Genomic DNA, 18,738 nt, shown 5'->3' on the forward strand with positions numbered 1-18,738 from the left:
CTGCGGCGGTCCAAGCCGATATAGGGACGCATCCCGGCAATAGTGGTCTTTAAGGGCGCGTAGCTCAGCGGGAGAGCACCTCGTTGACATCGAGGGGGTCACAGGTTCGATCCCTGTCGCGCCCACCATTTTCCGGCACAAATCCCGGCCCTCCGCAACTTCTTAACTTTTTGTTCCGCCGCGCATGGCGACCTGACCTGCGCGACTACGATCTCGACGCGCTGCGCGGAAACATGGGCGTGATCTTCCAGGATTTTGTTCGCTACAATTTCAGCGCCGGTGACAACATCGCGGTCGGGAAAATTTCCGCGCGTGACGATCGCGTCCGTATCGTGCGCGCGGCCAGCCGGCCAAGTGATCGTGCGGCTACCCGGCGGTTACGATCGGATGATCGGCAAGCGTTTCAAGAACGGCGTCGAGTTACCGGTGATCACGTGTGCGATGGAACTCTAGCGCCATCGCCGCGTTGCATCTGTCGGAGGATAACATGCGAACATTTATCGGAATGATGCTGGGTTGTCTGCTGACCATCGGCGTGCTCTATGTGCACGACTCGATGGCGACATCGAGCGTCGCCAGCGGTGCATCCGCCAGTACGTCGCGCCAGATCGTGAATTGGGACGTCGCGGCCAGCGAGTGGGGACAGGTCAAGGAGAATGTCCGCACGACGTGGCTAAAACTGAAAGCCAGCAACGGCTGAGCGACGGTTTCTGACCAGACAACGAACAATGCCCGGCATTAATGCCGGGCTTTTTCGTTGGGCTATACGTCCGTTGTTTTCTTCTCGAGCATCCGTGTCGCACGGGCGCGGATCGTCCCTTGGATGCCGTGGGCGAGTCCGGCGAGCAGCCACGGCAGCATGACCTCGAGCTTGACGTGATCTTCGGCCACGTCGATCGTCCCGCCCACCTGCTGCTTCAGGGCAGTCACCTGAAACGCAAGGCGGTCGCCGCTCCAGATTTCCTCGTTCACCTGAAGAATTTGTCCGTATTCCGAGCGGATGCTGCCGAGGCTTTTCTTCAGGCGCCGGGCGGCTTCGTCCTTGCCGAGCTTGTGGGGGATGGAGACGATGAACGGTTGGGCCAATGCGCTGCCTCGGAACGATGCGGTAGAACCATCATGTGTGGCGCATGCGGATGATTGCAACCGAATCCGTGCAAGGAGCCCGCAGAATTTCATTTTCATTAACGCTGAATAGCGCCGCTGCATGCGGGCCGGGCGCGTCCGTGGTATTTTAGGGGATGCTCCGCCTTGTGACAGTCGCGTCCGTGCTGTCGTCGAATACCGGTGCGCGACCCGCACCTGTCATCGACACGACCGATGACGCCACCACGAATTACTGGGCCGCCCGCCTCAACGTGTCGCCGGACGATCTCGCCGCAGCGATCCAGGAAGTCGGACCTGCCGTCGCCGCCGTGCGCCGGCATCTCGGCAAGTAACGGACATCCACCGCCGAACTCAAAATTCACCGCAACATCGCTGTGGCATGCAGACGTAAAAAGCCCGGCGTGAAGCCGGGCTTGATTTCACAAATTCAATTCGGGTAACCGGTCTGGCCGCTGTCGATCAATCGCACTGCTCGTAGCGGGAGGCCGCGCACGTCTGCGCCTTCGCTCGCGCTTCCGCGATCTGTTGCGGAGTAAGCTCGCTGGAGACAGCGGCGAGCTCCTTTTTCGCTTCGGCATTTCCCTGGGTGGCGGCGACGTCGTACCACATATAGGCACGTGCGATGTCGTCAGGCTCCTTGCCCTCGCCCTTGTAGTACAGGCTTCCCAGCAGCACCTGCGCTTCGGGATTACCCTGCTTTGCGGCGAGCCGGCTCCACTTCTGAGCCTGCTTGCGGTCTTTGGAAACGCCCAAACCCATCTTGTGCATCATCGCGATCCGGTATTGCGCGACTGCATTGCCCTTTTCCGCGAGAGGCCGAAACAGCTTCGCTGCGGCGGCATATTCCTTGCGGGCAAAAGCCTTTACCCCGTCTTCCCATTTGCCCGCCTGTGCGACGGGAGCATTGATTGTCAATCCGGCCACAAGAATTACCGCCGTCAATCCAGTAAACCTGAACATTGAGAGACCCCATTCCAGTGATTTTTAAAGTAAGGGTTCCTCTATATCCCGTCAGCCGAGTCGGCACAACGCGAACGCGCGCCATGCACGTGAGCGGCAAGATTCAGCGCTAAAGTGCTAACTATCTCAATCAGCGCAAACGCCTTCAGGCGCGCGTCGGGACGCACGCCTGAAGTTGCAACGTTGGGACGCGTCGCTTGAAGCGCTTACCTGTAGTAGTCACGCAGGTTGCGGCGGCGCGGCTGCCGGTTCAGCATCAGAGCCAGAGCGAAGCCGACCGCGCCTGCGACCAGCAATGAACCGAGTGGCTGATCGCGCACCGTTGCGGCCATCGCCTTGCTGCCGTCGCGATAAATGTCGCTGCCTGCATCAATGGCGTCGCTGGTATACTTGCTCGCGGCATCGCCGATGTCACGCGCCGCATCCTTTGCCTGGCCGTACAGATTCTCGACCGTTCCCGCCGCTTCGCGCGCGCGGCCCGAGGCTTCCGTGGATGCGTCGCCCGTCGCGCGGCCGAATGCGCTCTCGACCTTGCCTGCGGCATCCTTGGCGGCGCCTGTAATCCTGTCCTTGTCCATGACTTTCTTCTCCGAGGCTTGATGCCGTCCCCAACAACGAGCGGACAGCTCAAGGGTTCCGAGGGATCGGGAGTTTCCGGGGTTCCGGATGCCGGATGCGAAACCTCCGGCGCGCAACGCCGTAGTTCGCCACAGAACTGAGAGATGAATACAGAGAAGTGAAAGGCCCGCTCGTCGCGGGCCTTTTCGGTGTGGCGCCGTGTGACCGCGTCCTAGCCTTTGATGAAGGCCAGCAGGTCGGCGTTGATCGTCTCGGCTTCCGTTGTGGGCATTCCGTGGGGAAAGCCCTTGTAGGTTTTCAGCGTTCCGTTTTTGAGCAGTTTTGCAGACAGCGGTCCCGAATCCGCATAGGGCACGATCTGGTCGTCATCGCCATGCATCACCAGAACAGGCACGGTGATCTTCTTGAGGTCTTCGGTGAAGTCGGTCTGGGAGAACGCGACGATGCCGTCATAGTGCGCCTTGGCGCCGCCCATCATGCCCTGTCGCCACCAATTCTGGATGATGCCTTCCGAGATCTTCGCGCCGGGCCGGTTGTAGCCGTAGAACGGCCCTTCAGGCAGATCGCGGTAAAACTGCGCGCGGTTGGTTGCAACCTGCGCCTGCAGCCCGTCGAAGACGTCCTTCGGCAAACCGCCGGGATTGCTTGCGGTCTTGACCATGAGCGGCGGCACGGCGCTGATGATCGCCGCTTTTGCCACCCGGCTTTCACCGTGGCGGGCTATATAATGTACGACCTCGCCGCCTCCGGTGGAGTGGCCGACATGCACCGCGTTCTTCAGATCGAGATGCGACGTCAGTGCGGCCAGATCGTCGGCGTAGTGGTCCATGTCATGACCGTCGGCGGTCTGGCTGGAGCGGCCGTGTCCGCGCCGGTCATGGGCGATGACGCGGAAACCTTTCCCCAGAAAGAAAAGCATCTGTGTATCCCAGTCGTCCGCCGAGAGCGGCCAGCCATGACTGAAAACGATCGGCTGGCCGGAGCCCCAATCCTTGTAAAAAATCTCGGTACCGTCTTTGACCTTAATCGTCGGCATGACTGGACTCTCCTGCTTTCGAGAAAAGGAATTGAAGATCCAGCGTGTGAAACCTAGCGGGTTTCGATGATATTTGCGCGAATTGCGATCAGCCGCGCTATTGCTTTCCGATGTTTCACTCACTCTGCTTCGTACGTGAAGCGGTGCGCGGGTGAAGCCCGCGCACCGTTGCTTCAGCCGTGCAGTTTCTTCGCGGTTTGCGCGATGGTGCGGCCCTGATAACGCGCGCCGTCCAGTTCGTTCTGACTTGGCTGGCGGCTGCCGTCGCCGTCGGTGATGGTGGTTGCACCGTAAGGCGAGCCGCCGGTTACGTCCTTGACGCCCATCTGCCCGGCGAAGCCGTAATTGAGGCCGACCACGACCATGCCGAAGTGCAGCAGGTTGGTGATGATCGAGAACAGCGTTGTCTCCTGGCCGCCGTGCTGCGTGGCGCTCGATGAGAATGCGCCGCCGACCTTGCCGTGCAGCGCGCCCTTCGCCCACAGACCGCCGGCCTGATCGAGAAAGTTCGCCATCTGCGATGTGATGCGGCCAAAGCGGGTGCCGGTGCCGACGATGATGGCGTCATAGTTCGCCAGGTCCTCGATCTTGGCGATCGGCGCAGCTTGATCGACTTTGTAATAAGACGCTTTCGCCACCTCGGGCGGGACCAGTTCAGGCACGCGCTTGATGTCGACGGTTGCGCCGGCTTCGCGCGCGCCTTCCGCGACAGCGTTCGCCATCGCTTCGATGTGTCCGTAAGCCGAGTAATAGAGAACGAGAACCTTGGCCATGATGGCCTCCTTCAGTTTTCAGAATTGAGTGGAGTTGGATCGTGAATGGATGCGGCTTACGCCGCATCCACCAGCACGAGTTCGGTGTCTTCCAGCGCGGTGATCTTCACCGACGCTTCCTTTTGGACGGCGACGCCGTCGCGGGCGTTGGCACGGACGCCGTTGACCTCGACCGAACCGGTGGCCGGCACGAGGTAGCCGTAACGCTTGTCGCCGATGGCATATTCGGCGGTCTCGCCGGCTTTCAGCGTTGTCGCGAGCACCCGCGCATCAGCACGGATCGGCAGCGCATCGTTGTCGGCATTGAAGCCGCTCGCGATGGTGACGAACTTGCCCGAGCGATCGGCCTTGGGGAACGGCTTCGCGCCCCAGGTCGGTTGTCCGCCTTCTTGCGTCGGCACAATCCAGATCTGGAAGATCTTGGTCGTGACCGGCTCAAGATTGTATTCGGCGTGGCGGATGCCCGAACCCGCGCTCATCACCTGCACGTCGCCCGCTTCGGTACGCCCCTTGTTGCCGAGCGAATCCTGATGAGTGATCGCGCCTTCGCGGACGAAGGTGATGATCTCCATGTTGGCATGGGGATGCGCGGGGAAGCCGGTGTTCGGCGCGATCTCGTCGTCGTTCCAGACGCGCAACGAGCCGTGGCTGATGTTTGCCGGGTTGTTGTAGCTGCCGAACGAGAAATGGTGTTTCGCCTTCAGCCAACCGTGATCCGCGCTGCCGAGTTTGTTGAAAGGTCGAAGTTCGATCATGGGACTATTCCTTCGTTGAATGTGCTTGAAATTGCCGTCGGGCGCAGCGTGCGCTCGACGTTGTTGGTTCGCGATCAGGCGCCGAAGCCGCCGTCGACATTGAGCACCGTGCCGGTGACGAACGATGCGGCAGGGCTTGCGAGAAACACCACGCCCGCCGCGATCTCTTCCGCCGTGCCGTAACGCTGCAGCGCGTGCTGCGTGCGCTGGGCTTCGGCGAATGCGCCGTCCTTCGGGTTCATGTCGGTGTCGATCGAGCCGGGCTGCAACACGTTGACCGTGATGCCGCGCGGGCCGAGGTCGCGGGCCGCGCCCTTGGAGTAACCGACGATCGCGGCCTTGGTAGCTGCGTAGTCGGCCATGCCGGGGAACGTGGCACGAGTGGCGATACCCGAACCGATGGTGACGATGCGGCCGCCTTCGCCCATCAATTTCGATGCGGCGCGGATCGCGGTCACGACGCCGTCGACGTTGATCGCGTTCTGGCGTTCGAACGCCACGGTGTCGCCATTCGGATCGTCGACCGCGCCGTTCACTGCGACAGCCGCGTTGTTGATCAGAATGTCGAGATGACCGAATTCCCTGGCAACGTCGCGCACCAGTTGATCGACTTCCGCGGTCTTGCCCTGGTCGGCCTGGAAGGCTTGCGCCTGCACGCCCTTCTTTCTGAGTTCGCGGACGACAGCTTCCGCCTTGTCGGCAGATGCCGAATAGCTGATGGCGACGTTTGCGCCTTCGTCGGCCAGTGCGCGAGCGGTCGCGGCACCGATGCCGCGTGAGCCGCCGGTGACGAGTGCAACCTTGCCTGCGAGTGACTTGGCCATGGGATGTCTCCGTTAGTTCGCTTGTGAATTCTTCGATGGGCTATGGATAAGCGTTCGCGGATGGTGCATAAATAGAAACTATTGAAACTCATTGTTTCCAAATAAAGGCCATAGGGAGCATCGTTATGTCCAAGCTGCCGGACTTCGAGGCGCTGGCGATCTTCGCCAAAGTCGTGGAAATGCGGTCGTTTGCGGCGGCGGCGGCCGAACTGGCGCTGTCCAAGGCGACGGTATCGAAAGCGGTCAGCCGTCTCGAGACGCGGCTTGGCGCGCGGCTGTTCAACCGCACCTCCCGGCAACTGGCATTGACCGATGCGGGCCAGAAACTCTCCGAGCGCGCGACGCAATTGCTGATGGACGGCGAGGCGGCGGAGAACGAGGCGCTGGCGCAATCTTCGGCGCCGCGCGGACTGGTGCGCCTCGCAGTGCCAATGACGTTCGGCGTGAAGGTGATCGGCCCGATGCTGCCGGAATTTCTGGCGCTCTATCCCGAGGTTTCCATCGACCTGCATCTCAGCGACGCGACGGTCGATCTGATCGGCGAGGGCTTCGACGCCGGCGTGCGCATCGCGCGATTGCCGGATTCGTCGCTGGTCGCGCGCAGGCTGTGCGGAATGCGCCGCTATACAGTGGCCGCGCCGTCCTATCTCAAGGCGCACGGCCGGCCGACGCATCCGATGCATCTCGCCCAGCACAGGTGCTTCGGCTACGCCTATCTTTCGACACCGGGGGTCTGGCACTACGTCAACGCCGCGGGTGAGCAGGCGACGGTGCGGCCTTCGGGTCAGCTGCGGGTCAACAACGGCGAAGCGACCATGCCGGCGCTGCTCGCCGGGCTCGGCATCGCGGACTTGCCGGACTTCATTGTCGGCGAGGCCATCGCGTCGGGAAAACTCGAAGTCATCCTCAAGGACTGGAAGCAGCCCGAGGGCGCGGTGCATCTGGTGATGCCGCCGGGCGGGCCGCGCCCTGCGCGCGTCGAGGTGCTGGCGGATTATCTCGCTGCAAAGCTCGGGCGGACCAAGCGCGCGGCCAGATAAGCATATATCGCATTCCCCGTACGGGGTGGATCGGCGCGGCAAGGCCGCATAACCTAGTGGAGTAGATTTGACATCGCTCCTCGTTGGCATCGAGTCCGCAAAGCGATGTCAAATCTGAAACTCCACTAGCAATTTATATTTGCTAGTGGTCCGTCGATTCTAACATTCGCAAGAATGCTCGCTGAAACCGGGCGCGAATGTTAGAATCGGACCACTAGGCCTCCCTCGTTAAAGGTTTTCCCGAATGCGCAATTTTATCTCGCCGTCCCGCTCCATCGCCGTGGGGGAACGCGGCATGGCCGCGACCTCGCATCCGCAGGCGACGCTTGCTGCGCTCGACATTCTGAAAGCCGGGGGCAATGCGGTGGACGCCGCCATCGCGGCGGTCGCCTTGCAGGGCGTGGTCGAACCGCAGATGACCGGCATCGGCGGCGACTGCTTCGTGATCTATTCGCCGAAAGCGGGCGCGCCGGTATCGCTGAACGGATCGGGGCGAACGCCGGCCAAAACAGACCTTGAGAAAACCATGGCCAAGGGCGCGGCGAATCTGACGCCGACCTCGATTGAGGGCGTCACGGTTCCCGGCGCGATCGATGCATGGTGCAGGCTTGCAGCGGCTCACGGCAGCAAGTCGTTGGAGGAGATTTTCAAACCCGCCATCGATGCCGCCGAGAACGGTTTCCGCATCACGCCGCGCGTGGCGTCGGACTGGACCCGCAACCGCGCGAAGCTTGAAAGCAATCCCGCCGCGACGGCGCATTATCTTCCGGGCGGCATTGCGCCTTCGATCGGTGATCGTCGCAGTCAGCCCGCGCTCGGCAAGACGCTGCGTCGGATCGCGCGCGAGGGCCGGGCGGCGTTTTACGAAGGCGAAGTCGCGGAAGAACTCGCGAGCGTGCTGCAAGGTCTCGGCGGCGCGCACACCGTTCAGGATTTCGCCGCGAATGCGCCGGAAGATGTGACGCCGATTTCTACGAATTACGGTGGCCATGATATTCTGGAATGTCCGCCGAACGGGCAGGGGCTAGCCGCGTTGATGATCCTGCGCGTGCTTGCGGGCTACGACATCAAGTCGCTTTCGGAAGCCGATCGCGTTCATGTTCTGGCAGAAGCGTCCAAGGCCGCTTACCGCGCGCGCGATGCCTTCTTCTGCGATCCCGCGCATGGCAAGGTCGATGCGTCGCACTTCCTGTCGGACGACTACATCGGCGCGATCCGCTGCAAGATCGACATGAAGCGGGCGACAGCGAAGGTCGACTGGGACGACATCGAGCACAAAGACACGGTCTATGTCACGGTGGTAGACCGCGATCTCAACGCGGTATCGTTCATCAATTCGCTGTTTCAGCCGTTTGGCAGCGGCATCTATGCGCCGAAATCTGGCGTGCTGCTGCACAACCGCGGCTGGGGCTTCCGGCTCAAGCCGGGCCATCCCAACGCGCTCGCGCCGAACAAGCGTCCGATGCACACCATCATTCCCGGTATGGTGATGAAGGACGGGCGCTGCGTGATGCCGTTCGGCGTGATGGGCGGGCACTATCAGGCGACCGGCCACGGAAACTTTCTCTCCAACGTGTTCGATCTCGGCATGGACATTCAGGCGGCTTCGGAAGCACCGCGCTCCTTTGCGTTCGAAGGCGTGCTCTCGCTGGAGCCGACGTTTGGAAAAGAAATCGGCGCTGAACTTTCCGCGCGCGGACATGACGTCAAATGGGCCGACGTGGCGATCGGCGGCTGTCAGGCCATCTGGATCGATCACGAACGCGGCGTCCTGCTCGGCGCCACCGACCATCGCAAGGATGGCGTCGCGCTAGGCATATAGTGACTCGTCCGGAGGCGTTGCGGCTTCCGGTTACACATCAATCGGAGCGCGGCTGTCAGCCGCGCGCGATGACCGCGATCATGTGCTGCCGTACTTCATGAAGAAGCACCTCCTTTCGCCTGAAAGGTTGTGGCATCGCCAGGTTCTGCCGTCTTCGCTGGGCGTTGCCTGTTCGAACGGAACCAGCTCCTTGAATCGCGTCAGCCAGATTCCGTCGGGCCTGACCTGAACCTCGTCGGAACTGAGTTGTTCGCAATCGCTGGGTCCGCAGCAGTGGACACCGTCGGTGCCTTTGTAGGAGCCTTCGGCTATCCAGTTCGGCTTGCCGTCCGCGTCATGCGCGAAGCAGACGCGGCTGGCCAACAGAGCCGCTGTCAGAAACAAGAAAATGACTGATCGCATCACATCACCTCCTTGAGGAAATGCGAAGCATCAATCGTGCCAAACTCCGCCGTGTTCCGCGCTGGGCGGCATGTCTGCGTTGCGAAGTCCGGCGTGACGACTCAGTTTTGCAATACGCGTCCGGGGCCGGATCTCACATCCCGCCGTTCACCAGTTTCGGCAAATCCGCCAGCGCGGCAATGTGATGGTCGGGTTCCCAGCCGAACTCATCCATCTGCATGCGGAGCGCCTTGAACATCGACAGCGGGCGCACGCGGTCGGTCCTGTCGAATTCGGCGGCCATCGCCTGCGGTGTAACCCGCTCAATCCACGCCACGTTCAGGCCAAAGGCCTTGGCGCCGCAGGCGTCGAACGGATTGGAAGACACGAACAGAACGTCTTGCGGTTTCACGCCGAGGGCCTGCTCGATGAGCTCGTAGGTTCGCGGCGACGGCTTGAAGATCTTCGTCGAGTCGATGCTGATGGTGGCGTCGAGGATCGTATCGAGGCCTGTGTTGCGCACCAGTGCATTCAGCATTTCGGTGCTGCCGTTCGACAGAATAGCGAGCTTGCAATCTTTCAGTCCTGCGAGTGCGGTCTTCGCATCGGGATAAAGGTCGAGATGGACGTATTTCTCCATGATGCGCTCGAACACGGCTGTATCGAATGCGAGCCCGAGGGCCTTCAGCGTGAAGACCAGTGACTCCCGCGTGATCACGGAGAAGTCTTCGTAGCGTCCCATCAGCGAGCGAAGCCAGGTGTACTCGAGCTGCTTCAGGCGCCAGATCTGGCTGATGAGTTCGCCGTAACCGGGAAACGCCTCATCGGTGACGGCAGCGACCGATTGCACGTCGTAGAGCGTGCCGTAAGCATCGAATACAACAGCCTTGATCGTCATCTGCGCTTCCTTCAGGGTGGGATGGCCAGAAAGAATAAAAACAAAGCATCAGGGAGGTAACATGAATCGACGCGAGATTCTGAAGGCGGCGGCGGTCTTGCCGTTGTCACAGGTTGCATTGCACACGCTACCCGGCAACGCCAATGCGCAGGCGGCATGGCCGTCGCGCAACATCACCATGATCGTTCCTTTTCCCGCCGGCGGGCAGGCGGATCTTGCCGCGCGTCCGGTGGCGCTGGCGCTGGAGCGCATCCTCGGCAAGCCCGTGATCGTGGACAATCGCGCAGGTGGCGGTGGTGGTTCGGTGGGCAACGCCGCGGCTGCGCGGGCGGAGCCTGACGGCTATACCCTCCTGATGACGTTGTCGTCTCTGGCGGTATTGCCCGAGGCGGACCGGCTGTTCGATCGCCCGGTCGCGTATGAAATGTCGCAGTTCGCGCCGGTTGCGCGAGTGCTCGCCGATCCGACCATGCTCGCGGTGCCGGCGTCCGCGCCATGGAAAACCGTGAAGGATTTTGTCGAGGACGCGAAGGCGCGCCCGGGCCAGATTCCTTACGGCTCATCCGGGCCCTACGGCACCTTGCATATCGCGATGGAAATGTTCGCAGCCAGCGCCGGTATCAAATTGCTTCATGTGCCGTTTCGCGGCGCGGGCCCTGCGCTCACCGGCTTGCTCACCGGCACCGTACAGGCCGTGGCGTCCGCTCCGGGCACGCTGCGCGCGCAGGTCGATGACGGCAAGATGCGCGTTCTCGCCGGATGGGGCGCGCAGCGCGTCGCGAGTTTCCCGGATGTGCCGACGTTTCAGGAACTCGGCTACAAGGATGTCGAGTTCTATATCTGGGCCGGATTGTTCGCGCAGACGGCGCTGCCCGCGCCAATCATGACGCGGTTGCGTGCGGCGATGGGCGAGGCGGTGCGTGCGCCAGAAGTGATGAAAACTTTCGAGACCGCGGGCAGCCCGGTCGCCTACCTGGATGCGCCGGACTTCGCGAAGTTCGTCGAGGCCGACAGCACGCGCCTCATCGCAGCGGTGAAGAAAATCGGCAAGGTGGAGTAACTCAACCCGCATCTACCGGAAGTTCGCTCACATCGACCCATTCGGCGCGGGTCAGTTCGGCCATGCGTGCGGGTGAAATTCTGACCGCGCTGTTGATCGAGCCCGCGGCGGGCACGACCTCGCGGAACGCTTTCAGCGACACGTCGCAATACACCGGCAGCGGCGTCTTCAATCCGAACGGACAGATGCCGCCGACCGGATGGCCGGTGGCGTCGAGCGCCTCCTCGGCGTTGAGCATCCGCGGCTTGCCGCCGAACGCCGCGCGCGCCTTCTTGTTGTCGAGTCTGGCGGTGCCGCAAGTCACGACCAGCAGCACGCGGTCGCCGACGCGCAGGGACAAGGTCTTGGCGATTTCCGCTGGCGTGACATCAAAGGCTTCCGCCGCCAGTACCACGGTTGCGGAACTCTTTTCAGATTCAATAACGGAAATGTCAGGCGCATTTTCCGCGAAAAACGCGCGAACCGATTCGACGCTCATGCTGTGGCCTATCCGGAAATCTGTGCCGGGCAGTTGCACGGCTCTCACGTCCGCGAAGGACGTATCATGGCCCAGGCCCCGCGCAAACCGGGGACAGATGCAATGTGTTGTGGGCGGGAAGAATGCGACTATCCGTTCGCCGCGGTCTGCGTGCGGATGTCCTGAGCCGTGCGCTTGAGCGCCACCAGAAACTTCTTTTTCGCCTCGGCTTCGCTGATGGTGCCGGAAATCGTGTTGATGCTGACGGCGGCCACCACCGCTCCAGCCTGATCGCGCACCGGCACGGCGATGCCGCAGATCGCGGGATCGAGTTCGCCGTCGATCCATGCATAACCCTGCTCCGCCACCCGCGTGAGTTCTTCGCCAAGCTTGACCGGGCTTGTCACGGTGCGCGGCGTGATCTGCTTGTAATCGATGGCGGCGAGGGCCTCTGCGCGCTGATCGGGCGGCAGAGCTGCGAGCAACACGCGGCCGAGCGAAATCACATGCGCGGGCAGGCGGCTGCCGATGCCGAGATTGGCGGAGAGGATGCGCCGCGCCGGCAACCGCAGCGCATAGACGATCTCGGTTTCATCCAGTACGGCCAGCGCGCAGGACTCGCCGATCTCGTTGCGCAGGTCTTCGAGCGCGCGCTGTGCATAGCCCCAATAGGGCAGCGCGTTGAGGTACGACAATCCGAGACCAAGCGCGCGCGGACGCAGGCTGAAATAGCGGCCGTCGGCCTCGCAGTATTTTAGCGCCACCAGCGTGGACAGAATGCGCCGGGCGGTTGCCCGGGTCAGACCGGCAGACACTGCGGCCTCAGAGAGCGTGTGCCGTCCCGGCGGGCGACCCAGCGCCTCAACGATGGAAAACCCGCGTGCGATGGCACGGACAAAACTGTCGCTGTCCTTCGACATTCAAATTCCTCTCTTTCGCGGCTTGCCAGGTCGGGAGAACCGAGCCATATTGTTCGTGTGATGATAATATAGTTCGTCAGACGAACAATATGTGAGAGAAACAGATGGCGCAAGTGCAAGCACAGGCTTTCGAGACTGATTTCTGGAAAGATGAAAATCTGCGGAAAGTCTGGGACGAAATCGTCCCCGGCGCGCCGCGCAAGACGATTCCCTACACGGTGACCAAGGAAGCCATCGCGCTCCTGTGCCGCGCGGTCGGCGAAACCAACCCGCTCTATCTGGACGAGGCCTATGCGAAGACGACGCGGTACGGCGGCATCATTGCCCCGCCGTCGATTCACATCCTGCTGATGTTCTCCTGCACGCCGGCAGACGACTGGATGCGCTCACCCGGAACGGTCAACGCCGGCCAGTCGTGGAGCTACAACAAGCCGGCCCGGCCCGGCGACACCATCACGCTGCAGGCCCGCGCACTGGACAAGTTCATCAAGCGCGAACGGCTGTTCGTGGTGCACGACAATGTCTTCTTCAATCAGCACGGCGACGTGATCTGTTCTGGCCGCGGCCAGACCATCCGGCCGATGTAACGCGAACGCGAGGAATTCAGACATGACGACGACATTTGAAAATCTTACCGTCGGCGACACCATCGACGGTCCGAAGTTCGCGGTTTCGCGCGAATCGATCCGTCTCTTCTGCGACGCATCGCTGGATTACAATCCGTTGCATCTCGACGACAACTACATGAAGGGTGACTTCGGCAAGACCAACTTCGGCGGCATCATCATGCACGGCATGAACAACTTCGGGCTGATCACCCGGATGCTGACGGACTGGGCCTATCCCGCGGGCGCCGAGCATCGCCGCCTCGAAACCCGCTGGGTCAAGCCGGTCAAGCCGGGCGACGTGATCCAGCCGGTCGGCATCATCAAGGCCAAGCAGGTCACGAAGAATTCGCGCTTCGTGCTGATCGACGTGCTGGTGCGTAACCAGAACGACGAGAAGGTCGCCGTGGGCGAGGCCATGGTCGAGTTTCCGGTCGCACTGTCGGCTGCGGCCTGAGAACGGCGGAGCGCGCGGTGACCATCGCGATCGTGGGCGCAGGGGTTGGCGGACTGACGGCGGCATTGAGCCTTCATGCCGCCGGCCGCAACGATGTGCTTGTGCTCGAGGCGGCGCGCGAGATTCGCGATGTCGGCGTCGGCATCAACCTGCCGCCACATGCGGTTCGCGAATTGAGCGAGCTTGGCCTCGGCGATGCGCTGGACAAAGCCGGCGTTCCGACCAAGGAGCTCGCGTATTACGATCCGACGGGCCAACTGATCTGGGCGGAGCCGCGCGGGCTCGACGCGGGTTACAAGTGGCCGCAATATTCCATCCATCGCGGCACATTGCAGCGGCTGCTTGTCGATGCCGTGCAGCAGCGCCTGGGACAATCGGCGATCCGGATTGCGCAGCGCGTCACCGGTGTGAATCCCGGCCCCGACAACAAGGTCGTGATCGCCGCCATCGATCAGACCACGGATCGACCGGTCTCCTACACCGCTGACGCCGTGATCGCCGCCGATGGCATTCGCTCGCCGGTGCGCGACAGCCTGTATGGCTCTGCGACGCCCCTCGCGTCGAACGGATGGGTGATGTACCGCGGCGTTACCAAATCCGCGCCATTCCTGAGCGGGCGCTCGATGGTCATCATCGGCGACGAGACCCAGCGGGTCGTGGTCTATCCGATCGCGGATGGTGTGCTCAACTGGCTGCTGGTGCGTCCGAAGGACTTGCCGGAAGCCGAAGCCGAACTCGGCAACTGGAATGTTCCGGTGCCGACCAGCGCCATTGCCGCGTTCGTGAAAGATTATCGGTTCGACTGGCTCGATGTTCATGCGCTGGTCGCGTCGGCCTCGGAAGCTTACGCGTATCCGATGGCTGACATCGATCCTCTGCCGCGCTGGGTGTTCGAGCGTTGCGCGCTGCTCGGGGATGCTGCTCACGCGATGTATCCGTTCGGCTCGAATGGCGCGTCGCAGGCGATCCTCGACGCGCGCGTGCTGGCTTATGAACTGGCGAACGCTGCGAGCATTGATGACGGGCTACGCGCCTATGAGGCAAGCCGGCGGCCTGTCGCCAGCGAAGTGCAACTGGCGAACCGGCGGCAGGCCGGCGACGTCATGGCGCGGGTCAGTGCGATGGCGCGCAGTGGCGCTGTGGGCGATGCTGCGACCGAGTTGCAGGATGTCGAGCGCCGCTACAAGCAACTTGCGGGCTTCGATGTCGAAGCCTTGAACAGCAGGAAATCCTGGAGCGTATCGGGAGCCCTGCAACACACGAGCTAACAACAACCGGACATCGACAGCACATCATCCGGATCAGATCTAAAGGGAGACGAGTATGACCTGGTTTACAGCCGCATTGCGTTACGGAGCTGTTGCGGCGGCGCTGATCGTCGCGACATCGCAATTGGCCAAGGCTCAGGACACGTATCCTTCGCGGCCAATCAAGCTTCTTGTCGGCTTCGCTGCGGGTGGCGCGACCGACACCACGTTCCGGAAGCTCGGCGAATTGGCCTCCAAGCAACTCGGCCAGCCCATCATCATCGAGAACAGGCCAGGCGCGGGCGCAACGCTGGCGCCGTCCACAATGGCGAAGACCGAAGCGCCGGACGGTTACACCATCGCTGCCGCGACCGCGGGCCTGCTGCGTTATCCTTACATGCAGAAGGTGGACTGGGATCCGATCAGGGATTTTACCTGGATCACGGGTCTGGGCGGCTACACGTTCGTTCTTGCGGTGAATGCGGACTCACCGTTCAAGACCACCGCTGATCTGGTTGCCTACGCCAAGAAAAATCCTGACAGCCTGACCGTCGCCACGGCAGGCGCCGGCACCACGATGCATCTTCTGGCCGAGGCGCTCGCTGGCATGGCCGACGTGAAGATCACGCATGTCGGATACAAAGGCAGCAGCGAAGCCGTCACGGCTATTCTCGGTGGTCACACCATGGCGACGGTGGATGCCATCGGCACCATTCTTCCCTACGTCGAGTCGGGCAAGATGCGGGTGCTGTTGTCGTTCGATCCGCAGCCGGTGGCCTCGTTACCCGGTGCGCCGACAGCCAAGAGCCTCGGCTACGATCTCGTTTACCCGGCGCCATATGGACTGGTGGGACCGAAGGGAATGCAGCCCGCGGTTGTCGACAAACTGTATCAGGCGTTCAAGGCGGCGGCCGACAGCGACGAATACAAGAAGCTGCTGGTGACCCTGGGGCAGACCCAGTGGCAGAAGCCGCCCGTCGAGTACCAGCAATGGGCCGGCGAGTTCTATCGCTCCGAACGTTCGCTGGTCGAGCGCGCGAAATTGCTGCGTCAGCCCTGATTCACCAACGGACACTTTCTGCTGGCGTGTAAAATCGCCGCCACACAAACCAAGTCAGGTACCTCATGAAGAAAATGCTCGCTGTCATCTGCTCCGTATTCCTGCTTGCCGGGACGGCTGGTCATGTTTCAGCCACCGAGAAGCTTGCGGTTAACAATGTGAAGATCATCGTGCCGTTCCCCGCGGGCGGCACGACGGACATTCTCGCGCGCTTCGTCGCGCAATATCTCGGCGATAAGCTCGGCGTTACGACCATCGTCGAGAACCGTGCCGGCGCCTCGGGAATTATCGGCTCGGAAATGGTGGCGAAATCACCGGCGGACGGCAGCGTGCTGCTGTTGACCGCCACGCATCACGTCATCAACCCGAGCCTCTACAAGCAACTGCCGTTCGATCCGCGCAAGGAGTTTTCTCCGGTCGCCCTCGTGGCAAGCGCACCGAATGCTCTTGTCGTCACCGCGAACTTCCCCGCCAAGACCGTCGGAGAATTGATCGCGATGGCCAAGAAAGAGCCAGGCAAGTATTCATTCGGCTCGGCCGGCATCGGCGGCGCCAATCATCTGTCGGGCGAGCTCTTCAAGCAGATGGCCGGCGTCGACATCGTGCATGTTCCCTACAAGGGCGCTGCACCGGCGATGAACGATCTGATCGGCGGCCATATTCCGATCATGTTCGACACGCTGCCGACAGTGTTGCCCGCCGCATCCGGCGGAAACATCCGTGTACTTGCAGTCACCAGCAAGGAGCGCGCCGCATCGCTTCCCGATGTGCCGACGCTCGATGAGGCCGGCGTAAAGGGATTCGAGGCAACGGCCTGGTTCGGCCTCTACATGCCTGCGGCGAACGACGACGCCGCCTACAAGACGCTGGTTGCTACGATGAAGGAAGTTCTCGCGGCACCCGCCACCCGCGAGAAATTCGCCGGGCAAGGCGTCGAGCCCGGCAAGCTCGCCGGTCCTGAGTTCACCAAGTTCGTCGATGCGGAAATGAACAAGTGGGCGGCGGTCGTGAAGACAGCCAACGTGCCGCAGCAATAAAGCGAGGCTCATCCATTAAAAAGCCCGCCCCGGATCAAACCGGGTGCGGGCTTTTTATTTGATGCGGGGTGGCGTTGTCGCCGCGCTTAATCGTCCGGCGTGTTGGCGCCGCCGCGCGTGACCATGTTTCCCTTGGCCATGATATGCGGGCTCGGCCCCACCACGTCGGTCGCCAGTCCAAGCTTCTCGAACAGGCGAATGGTGAGGAACGTGGTGTCGAACTCCCACCACTTGTGGCCGTGACGCGCCGAGCGCGGGTCGGCGTGGTGATTGTTGTGCCAGCCTTCGCCATGCGCCAGCAGGCCGATGAAGACATTGTTCCGGCTGTCCTCGTCGGTCTGATAGTTGCGGTAGCCCCACAGATGGGTGACGGAGTTCACCGCCCAGGTCTGGTGCCACACGAACACCGTGCGCACGAACACGCCCCAGATCAGGATGCTCAACCCGAATTGCACCGCCTGCATCACCGTGCCGCCCAGCACGAGTTCCGCGATAAACCCGAGGCCGAAGAACACCACCCACTGCGCGACGATGATCTTGAGCTGCAGGAAGTTGCGTTCGAGCGCGACATAGAAGGGATCGCGAAGAATATCTTTTGCGTAGCGGTCGTAGATCCCGAGCCGGTTCAGCTCGGGGTTTTTCACCACCAGCCAGCCGATATGGCCCCAGAGAAAATTCACCAGCGGGCTGTGCGGATCGGGCTGCTCGTCGGCGTGCTGATGATGCCGGCGATGCACGGCGACCCAGCGGGCCGGCGTGTCCTGCACGCAGCAGACGGCGATGACGGCCAGCACATGCTCGAACCATTTCGGGCATTTGAAGCCGCGGTGGGTGAGCAGCCGGTGGTAGCAGATGTTGATGCCGAGCATTCCCGTCAGCCGCGCGGTAACGATCGCGACGATCAGGCCGGTCCAGCTGAAATACCAGGGCATGACAGCGAGCAGCGCGACGAGATGATAGGCCAGAATGGTGATTGCCACCGGCCAGTCGATCCGGCGCAGGATCACCCCGGAGGGCAGCGGCAGGCGGCCGGACATGCCGGCATTCGCAAAACCGGCGGCAGCAATGCTGACGGTCTTCGCGGCTGGCGGACGATTTGTGGTTATTTCGACGGTCAACGGTCCAAATCTGCCTTCTGAGCGCCCCGGCGCTGTGTTTAACGTATGCACCGCCGAAGAAGAAGAACCGTGGCGCAGGCGAGCCTGAATGTTGATTAGAGAGACATTTTGGCACCGGAAAGCCCAAAAACGGGTTCCGTTCGGGGCATTTTGACCCGGCGGAAGATGTCTGAATAGGCCGGGCCGGATTGACATTTATGGCTCCGATGGCATAGAAACCGCCTGTCTCGCGCGGGCCCCGGCCTGCGGGATATTGCCCATCAACCAACCGGTTCCACACTCGGCCCTGCAACGCGGCCTTCCAGAGAGCATTGTCCCATGAAGGTCCGTAATTCGCTGAAGTCCCTGCGCGGCCGTCACCGCAACAACCGTCTGGTTCGCCGCAAGGGCCGGGTTTACGTCATCAACAAGGTCCAGCGCCGCTTTAAGGCGCGCCAGGGTTGATTTCGGCCGCGCGGCTTGCTGCACGAAACTCTCTCCACATCACATTCGTTTGACGCTGCGTGCGTTTGGCGCCGCTAGTGCTTTGCACGCGGTGCTTTCCGCGTTTAGACTTTGCCCATGGCATGGCGGTCGGCAAACACGGCAGATTCGGCGCGGGC

The 18,738-nt window shown here is 62.0% G+C and carries 23 protein-coding genes and 1 tRNA gene; 12 read left to right on the forward strand and 12 right to left on the reverse strand.

Features of this window, described 5'->3' with window-relative positions; translation table 11 throughout:
- Positions 1 to 53 precede the first annotated feature (53 nt).
- Together AC1RKJ_RS15875 and AC1RKJ_RS15880 are read left to right on the forward strand one after the other, a co-directional pair.
- Positions 54 to 128, forward strand: a tRNA-Val gene (locus AC1RKJ_RS15875).
- A gap of 359 nt (positions 129 to 487) precedes the next feature.
- On the forward strand, positions 488 to 700 hold the full coding sequence (locus AC1RKJ_RS15880) for a hypothetical protein (RefSeq protein ID WP_492791882.1): 213 nt from the start codon (positions 488 to 490) through the stop codon (positions 698 to 700).
- Positions 701 to 762: 62 nt separating this feature from the next.
- Here AC1RKJ_RS15880 and AC1RKJ_RS15885 read toward each other — a convergent pair whose 3' ends face one another.
- The gene (locus AC1RKJ_RS15885; protein ID WP_492791883.1) at positions 763 to 1,086 is read right to left on the reverse strand and encodes a polyhydroxyalkanoic acid system family protein; all 324 of its coding nucleotides are present in this window, start codon (positions 1,084 to 1,086) and stop codon (positions 763 to 765) included.
- Between the two features lie 155 nt (positions 1,087 to 1,241).
- Between AC1RKJ_RS15885 and AC1RKJ_RS15890 the strand changes: the two genes are divergently transcribed.
- The gene (locus tag AC1RKJ_RS15890; protein ID WP_492791884.1) at positions 1,242 to 1,439 is read left to right on the forward strand and encodes a DUF3606 domain-containing protein; all 198 of its coding nucleotides are present in this window, start codon (positions 1,242 to 1,244) and stop codon (positions 1,437 to 1,439) included.
- Between the two features lie 127 nt (positions 1,440 to 1,566).
- On the opposite strand, the gene AC1RKJ_RS15895 is transcribed toward AC1RKJ_RS15890, so the two are convergent.
- The 6 genes from AC1RKJ_RS15895 to AC1RKJ_RS15920 form a co-directional block, all read right to left on the reverse strand.
- Positions 1,567 to 2,067, reverse strand: a complete 501-nt coding sequence (locus AC1RKJ_RS15895) for a tetratricopeptide repeat protein (RefSeq protein ID WP_492791885.1) — start codon at positions 2,065 to 2,067, stop codon at positions 1,567 to 1,569.
- Positions 2,068 to 2,273: 206 nt separating this feature from the next.
- Positions 2,274 to 2,645 carry a CsbD family protein gene (locus tag AC1RKJ_RS15900; RefSeq protein WP_492791886.1) on the reverse strand — a complete coding sequence of 124 codons (372 nt, stop codon included), beginning with the start codon at positions 2,643 to 2,645 and terminating at the stop codon, positions 2,274 to 2,276.
- A gap of 212 nt (positions 2,646 to 2,857) precedes the next feature.
- Entirely contained in the window at positions 2,858 to 3,682 is an 825-nt protein-coding gene (locus tag AC1RKJ_RS15905) for an alpha/beta fold hydrolase (protein ID WP_492791887.1), read from the reverse strand.
- A gap of 173 nt (positions 3,683 to 3,855) precedes the next feature.
- Positions 3,856 to 4,455, reverse strand: a complete 600-nt coding sequence (gene wrbA, locus AC1RKJ_RS15910) for an NAD(P)H:quinone oxidoreductase (protein WP_492791888.1) — start codon at positions 4,453 to 4,455, stop codon at positions 3,856 to 3,858.
- Between the two features lie 56 nt (positions 4,456 to 4,511).
- A complete protein-coding gene (locus AC1RKJ_RS15915; protein ID WP_492791889.1) occupies positions 4,512 to 5,210 on the reverse strand; it encodes a pirin family protein in 699 nt (232 codons plus the stop codon).
- Between the two features lie 74 nt (positions 5,211 to 5,284).
- A complete protein-coding gene (locus tag AC1RKJ_RS15920) occupies positions 5,285 to 6,034 on the reverse strand; it encodes an SDR family NAD(P)-dependent oxidoreductase (RefSeq protein WP_492791890.1) in 750 nt (249 codons plus the stop codon).
- A 125-nt stretch (positions 6,035 to 6,159) separates the two neighbouring features.
- Between AC1RKJ_RS15920 and AC1RKJ_RS15925 the strand changes: the two genes are divergently transcribed.
- Both AC1RKJ_RS15925 and AC1RKJ_RS15930 read left to right on the forward strand, forming a co-directional pair.
- Positions 6,160 to 7,074, forward strand: a complete 915-nt coding sequence (locus tag AC1RKJ_RS15925; RefSeq protein WP_492791891.1) for a LysR family transcriptional regulator — start codon at positions 6,160 to 6,162, stop codon at positions 7,072 to 7,074.
- A gap of 244 nt (positions 7,075 to 7,318) precedes the next feature.
- Positions 7,319 to 8,896, forward strand: a complete 1,578-nt coding sequence (locus AC1RKJ_RS15930; RefSeq protein WP_492791892.1) for a gamma-glutamyltransferase family protein — start codon at positions 7,319 to 7,321, stop codon at positions 8,894 to 8,896.
- Positions 8,897 to 8,974: 78 nt separating this feature from the next.
- Here AC1RKJ_RS15930 and AC1RKJ_RS15935 read toward each other — a convergent pair whose 3' ends face one another.
- Positions 8,975 to 9,298 carry a hypothetical protein gene (locus tag AC1RKJ_RS15935; RefSeq protein ID WP_492791893.1) on the reverse strand — a complete coding sequence of 108 codons (324 nt, stop codon included), beginning with the start codon at positions 9,296 to 9,298 and terminating at the stop codon, positions 8,975 to 8,977.
- 133 nt (positions 9,299 to 9,431) lie between these two features.
- Complete coding sequence (locus tag AC1RKJ_RS15940) at positions 9,432 to 10,175, reverse strand: haloacid dehalogenase type II (protein WP_492791894.1); 744 nt, start codon at positions 10,173 to 10,175, stop codon at positions 9,432 to 9,434.
- Positions 10,176 to 10,236: 61 nt separating this feature from the next.
- On the opposite strand from AC1RKJ_RS15940, the gene AC1RKJ_RS15945 reads away from it, so the two are divergent.
- A complete protein-coding gene (locus tag AC1RKJ_RS15945; RefSeq protein WP_492791895.1) occupies positions 10,237 to 11,235 on the forward strand; it encodes a tripartite tricarboxylate transporter substrate binding protein in 999 nt (332 codons plus the stop codon).
- Between the two features lies 1 nt (position 11,236).
- Here the strand turns inward: AC1RKJ_RS15945 and AC1RKJ_RS15950 are convergent, their stop codons facing one another.
- Together AC1RKJ_RS15950 and AC1RKJ_RS15955 are read right to left on the reverse strand one after the other, a co-directional pair.
- Positions 11,237 to 11,713 carry a YbaK/EbsC family protein gene (locus tag AC1RKJ_RS15950; RefSeq protein WP_492791896.1) on the reverse strand — a complete coding sequence of 159 codons (477 nt, stop codon included), beginning with the start codon at positions 11,711 to 11,713 and terminating at the stop codon, positions 11,237 to 11,239.
- A gap of 128 nt (positions 11,714 to 11,841) precedes the next feature.
- Positions 11,842 to 12,612, reverse strand: coding sequence for an IclR family transcriptional regulator domain-containing protein (locus AC1RKJ_RS15955; RefSeq protein WP_492791897.1), 771 nt, complete (start codon positions 12,610 to 12,612; stop codon positions 11,842 to 11,844).
- A gap of 104 nt (positions 12,613 to 12,716) precedes the next feature.
- Between AC1RKJ_RS15955 and AC1RKJ_RS15960 the strand changes: the two genes are divergently transcribed.
- The 5 genes from AC1RKJ_RS15960 to AC1RKJ_RS15980 all read left to right on the forward strand — a co-directional run bounded on the left by AC1RKJ_RS15960 (position 12,717) and on the right by AC1RKJ_RS15980 (position 17,018).
- Entirely contained in the window at positions 12,717 to 13,199 is a 483-nt protein-coding gene (locus AC1RKJ_RS15960; RefSeq protein WP_492791898.1) for a MaoC family dehydratase, read from the forward strand.
- 22 nt (positions 13,200 to 13,221) lie between these two features.
- Positions 13,222 to 13,674 carry a MaoC family dehydratase gene (locus AC1RKJ_RS15965; RefSeq protein ID WP_492791899.1) on the forward strand — a complete coding sequence of 151 codons (453 nt, stop codon included), beginning with the start codon at positions 13,222 to 13,224 and terminating at the stop codon, positions 13,672 to 13,674.
- Between the two features lie 17 nt (positions 13,675 to 13,691).
- Positions 13,692 to 14,942 (forward strand): FAD-dependent monooxygenase, encoded by a 1,251-nt coding sequence (locus tag AC1RKJ_RS15970; RefSeq protein WP_492791900.1) that lies wholly within the window; start codon positions 13,692 to 13,694, stop codon positions 14,940 to 14,942.
- Positions 14,943 to 14,997: 55 nt separating this feature from the next.
- On the forward strand, positions 14,998 to 15,981 hold the full coding sequence (locus AC1RKJ_RS15975) for a Bug family tripartite tricarboxylate transporter substrate binding protein (RefSeq protein WP_492791901.1): 984 nt from the start codon (positions 14,998 to 15,000) through the stop codon (positions 15,979 to 15,981).
- A gap of 65 nt (positions 15,982 to 16,046) precedes the next feature.
- The gene (locus tag AC1RKJ_RS15980) at positions 16,047 to 17,018 is read left to right on the forward strand and encodes a tripartite tricarboxylate transporter substrate binding protein (protein ID WP_492791902.1); all 972 of its coding nucleotides are present in this window, start codon (positions 16,047 to 16,049) and stop codon (positions 17,016 to 17,018) included.
- Positions 17,019 to 17,104: 86 nt separating this feature from the next.
- Here the strand turns inward: AC1RKJ_RS15980 and AC1RKJ_RS15985 are convergent, their stop codons facing one another.
- On the reverse strand, positions 17,105 to 18,136 hold the full coding sequence (locus tag AC1RKJ_RS15985; RefSeq protein WP_492791903.1) for an acyl-CoA desaturase: 1,032 nt from the start codon (positions 18,134 to 18,136) through the stop codon (positions 17,105 to 17,107).
- A gap of 318 nt (positions 18,137 to 18,454) precedes the next feature.
- Here AC1RKJ_RS15985 and ykgO point away from each other — a divergent pair, with 318 nt between their 5' ends.
- Complete coding sequence (gene ykgO, locus AC1RKJ_RS15990; protein ID WP_002718645.1) at positions 18,455 to 18,580, forward strand: type B 50S ribosomal protein L36; 126 nt, start codon at positions 18,455 to 18,457, stop codon at positions 18,578 to 18,580.
- Positions 18,581 to 18,738: the final 158 nt, after the last annotated feature.

The sequence above is a fragment of the Afipia sp. GW822-FHT04G07 genome, from assembly GCF_058800765.1.

What these genes read in the sequence shown, in the direction of transcription:
- AC1RKJ_RS15950 (WP_492791896.1), bottom strand. Translation starts at nt 11,713, where the DNA reads ATGAGCGTCGAATCGGTTCGCGCGTTTTTCGCGGAAAATGCGCCTGAC.
- AC1RKJ_RS15945 (WP_492791895.1), top strand. Translation starts at nt 10,237, where the DNA reads ATGAATCGACGCGAGATTCTGAAGGCGGCGGCGGTCTTGCCGTTGTCA.
- AC1RKJ_RS15915 (WP_492791889.1), bottom strand. Translation starts at nt 5,210, where the DNA reads ATGATCGAACTTCGACCTTTCAACAAACTCGGCAGCGCGGATCACGGT.
- AC1RKJ_RS15895 (WP_492791885.1), bottom strand. Translation starts at nt 2,067, where the DNA reads ATGTTCAGGTTTACTGGATTGACGGCGGTAATTCTTGTGGCCGGATTG.
- AC1RKJ_RS15890 (WP_492791884.1), top strand. Translation starts at nt 1,242, where the DNA reads ATGCTCCGCCTTGTGACAGTCGCGTCCGTGCTGTCGTCGAATACCGGT.
- AC1RKJ_RS15940 (WP_492791894.1), bottom strand. Translation starts at nt 10,175, where the DNA reads ATGACGATCAAGGCTGTTGTATTCGATGCTTACGGCACGCTCTACGAC.
- AC1RKJ_RS15930 (WP_492791892.1), top strand. Translation starts at nt 7,319, where the DNA reads ATGCGCAATTTTATCTCGCCGTCCCGCTCCATCGCCGTGGGGGAACGC.
- AC1RKJ_RS15980 (WP_492791902.1), top strand. Translation starts at nt 16,047, where the DNA reads ATGAAGAAAATGCTCGCTGTCATCTGCTCCGTATTCCTGCTTGCCGGG.
- AC1RKJ_RS15935 (WP_492791893.1), bottom strand. Translation starts at nt 9,298, where the DNA reads ATGCGATCAGTCATTTTCTTGTTTCTGACAGCGGCTCTGTTGGCCAGC.
- AC1RKJ_RS15965 (WP_492791899.1), top strand. Translation starts at nt 13,222, where the DNA reads ATGACGACGACATTTGAAAATCTTACCGTCGGCGACACCATCGACGGT.
- wrbA (WP_492791888.1), bottom strand. Translation starts at nt 4,455, where the DNA reads ATGGCCAAGGTTCTCGTTCTCTATTACTCGGCTTACGGACACATCGAA.
- AC1RKJ_RS15900 (WP_492791886.1), bottom strand. Translation starts at nt 2,645, where the DNA reads ATGGACAAGGACAGGATTACAGGCGCCGCCAAGGATGCCGCAGGCAAG.
- AC1RKJ_RS15960 (WP_492791898.1), top strand. Translation starts at nt 12,717, where the DNA reads ATGGCGCAAGTGCAAGCACAGGCTTTCGAGACTGATTTCTGGAAAGAT.
- ykgO (WP_002718645.1), top strand. Translation starts at nt 18,455, where the DNA reads ATGAAGGTCCGTAATTCGCTGAAGTCCCTGCGCGGCCGTCACCGCAAC.
- AC1RKJ_RS15880 (WP_492791882.1), top strand. Translation starts at nt 488, where the DNA reads ATGCGAACATTTATCGGAATGATGCTGGGTTGTCTGCTGACCATCGGC.
- AC1RKJ_RS15920 (WP_492791890.1), bottom strand. Translation starts at nt 6,034, where the DNA reads ATGGCCAAGTCACTCGCAGGCAAGGTTGCACTCGTCACCGGCGGCTCA.
- AC1RKJ_RS15905 (WP_492791887.1), bottom strand. Translation starts at nt 3,682, where the DNA reads ATGCCGACGATTAAGGTCAAAGACGGTACCGAGATTTTTTACAAGGAT.
- AC1RKJ_RS15975 (WP_492791901.1), top strand. Translation starts at nt 14,998, where the DNA reads ATGACCTGGTTTACAGCCGCATTGCGTTACGGAGCTGTTGCGGCGGCG.
- AC1RKJ_RS15955 (WP_492791897.1), bottom strand. Translation starts at nt 12,612, where the DNA reads ATGTCGAAGGACAGCGACAGTTTTGTCCGTGCCATCGCACGCGGGTTT.
- AC1RKJ_RS15925 (WP_492791891.1), top strand. Translation starts at nt 6,160, where the DNA reads ATGTCCAAGCTGCCGGACTTCGAGGCGCTGGCGATCTTCGCCAAAGTC.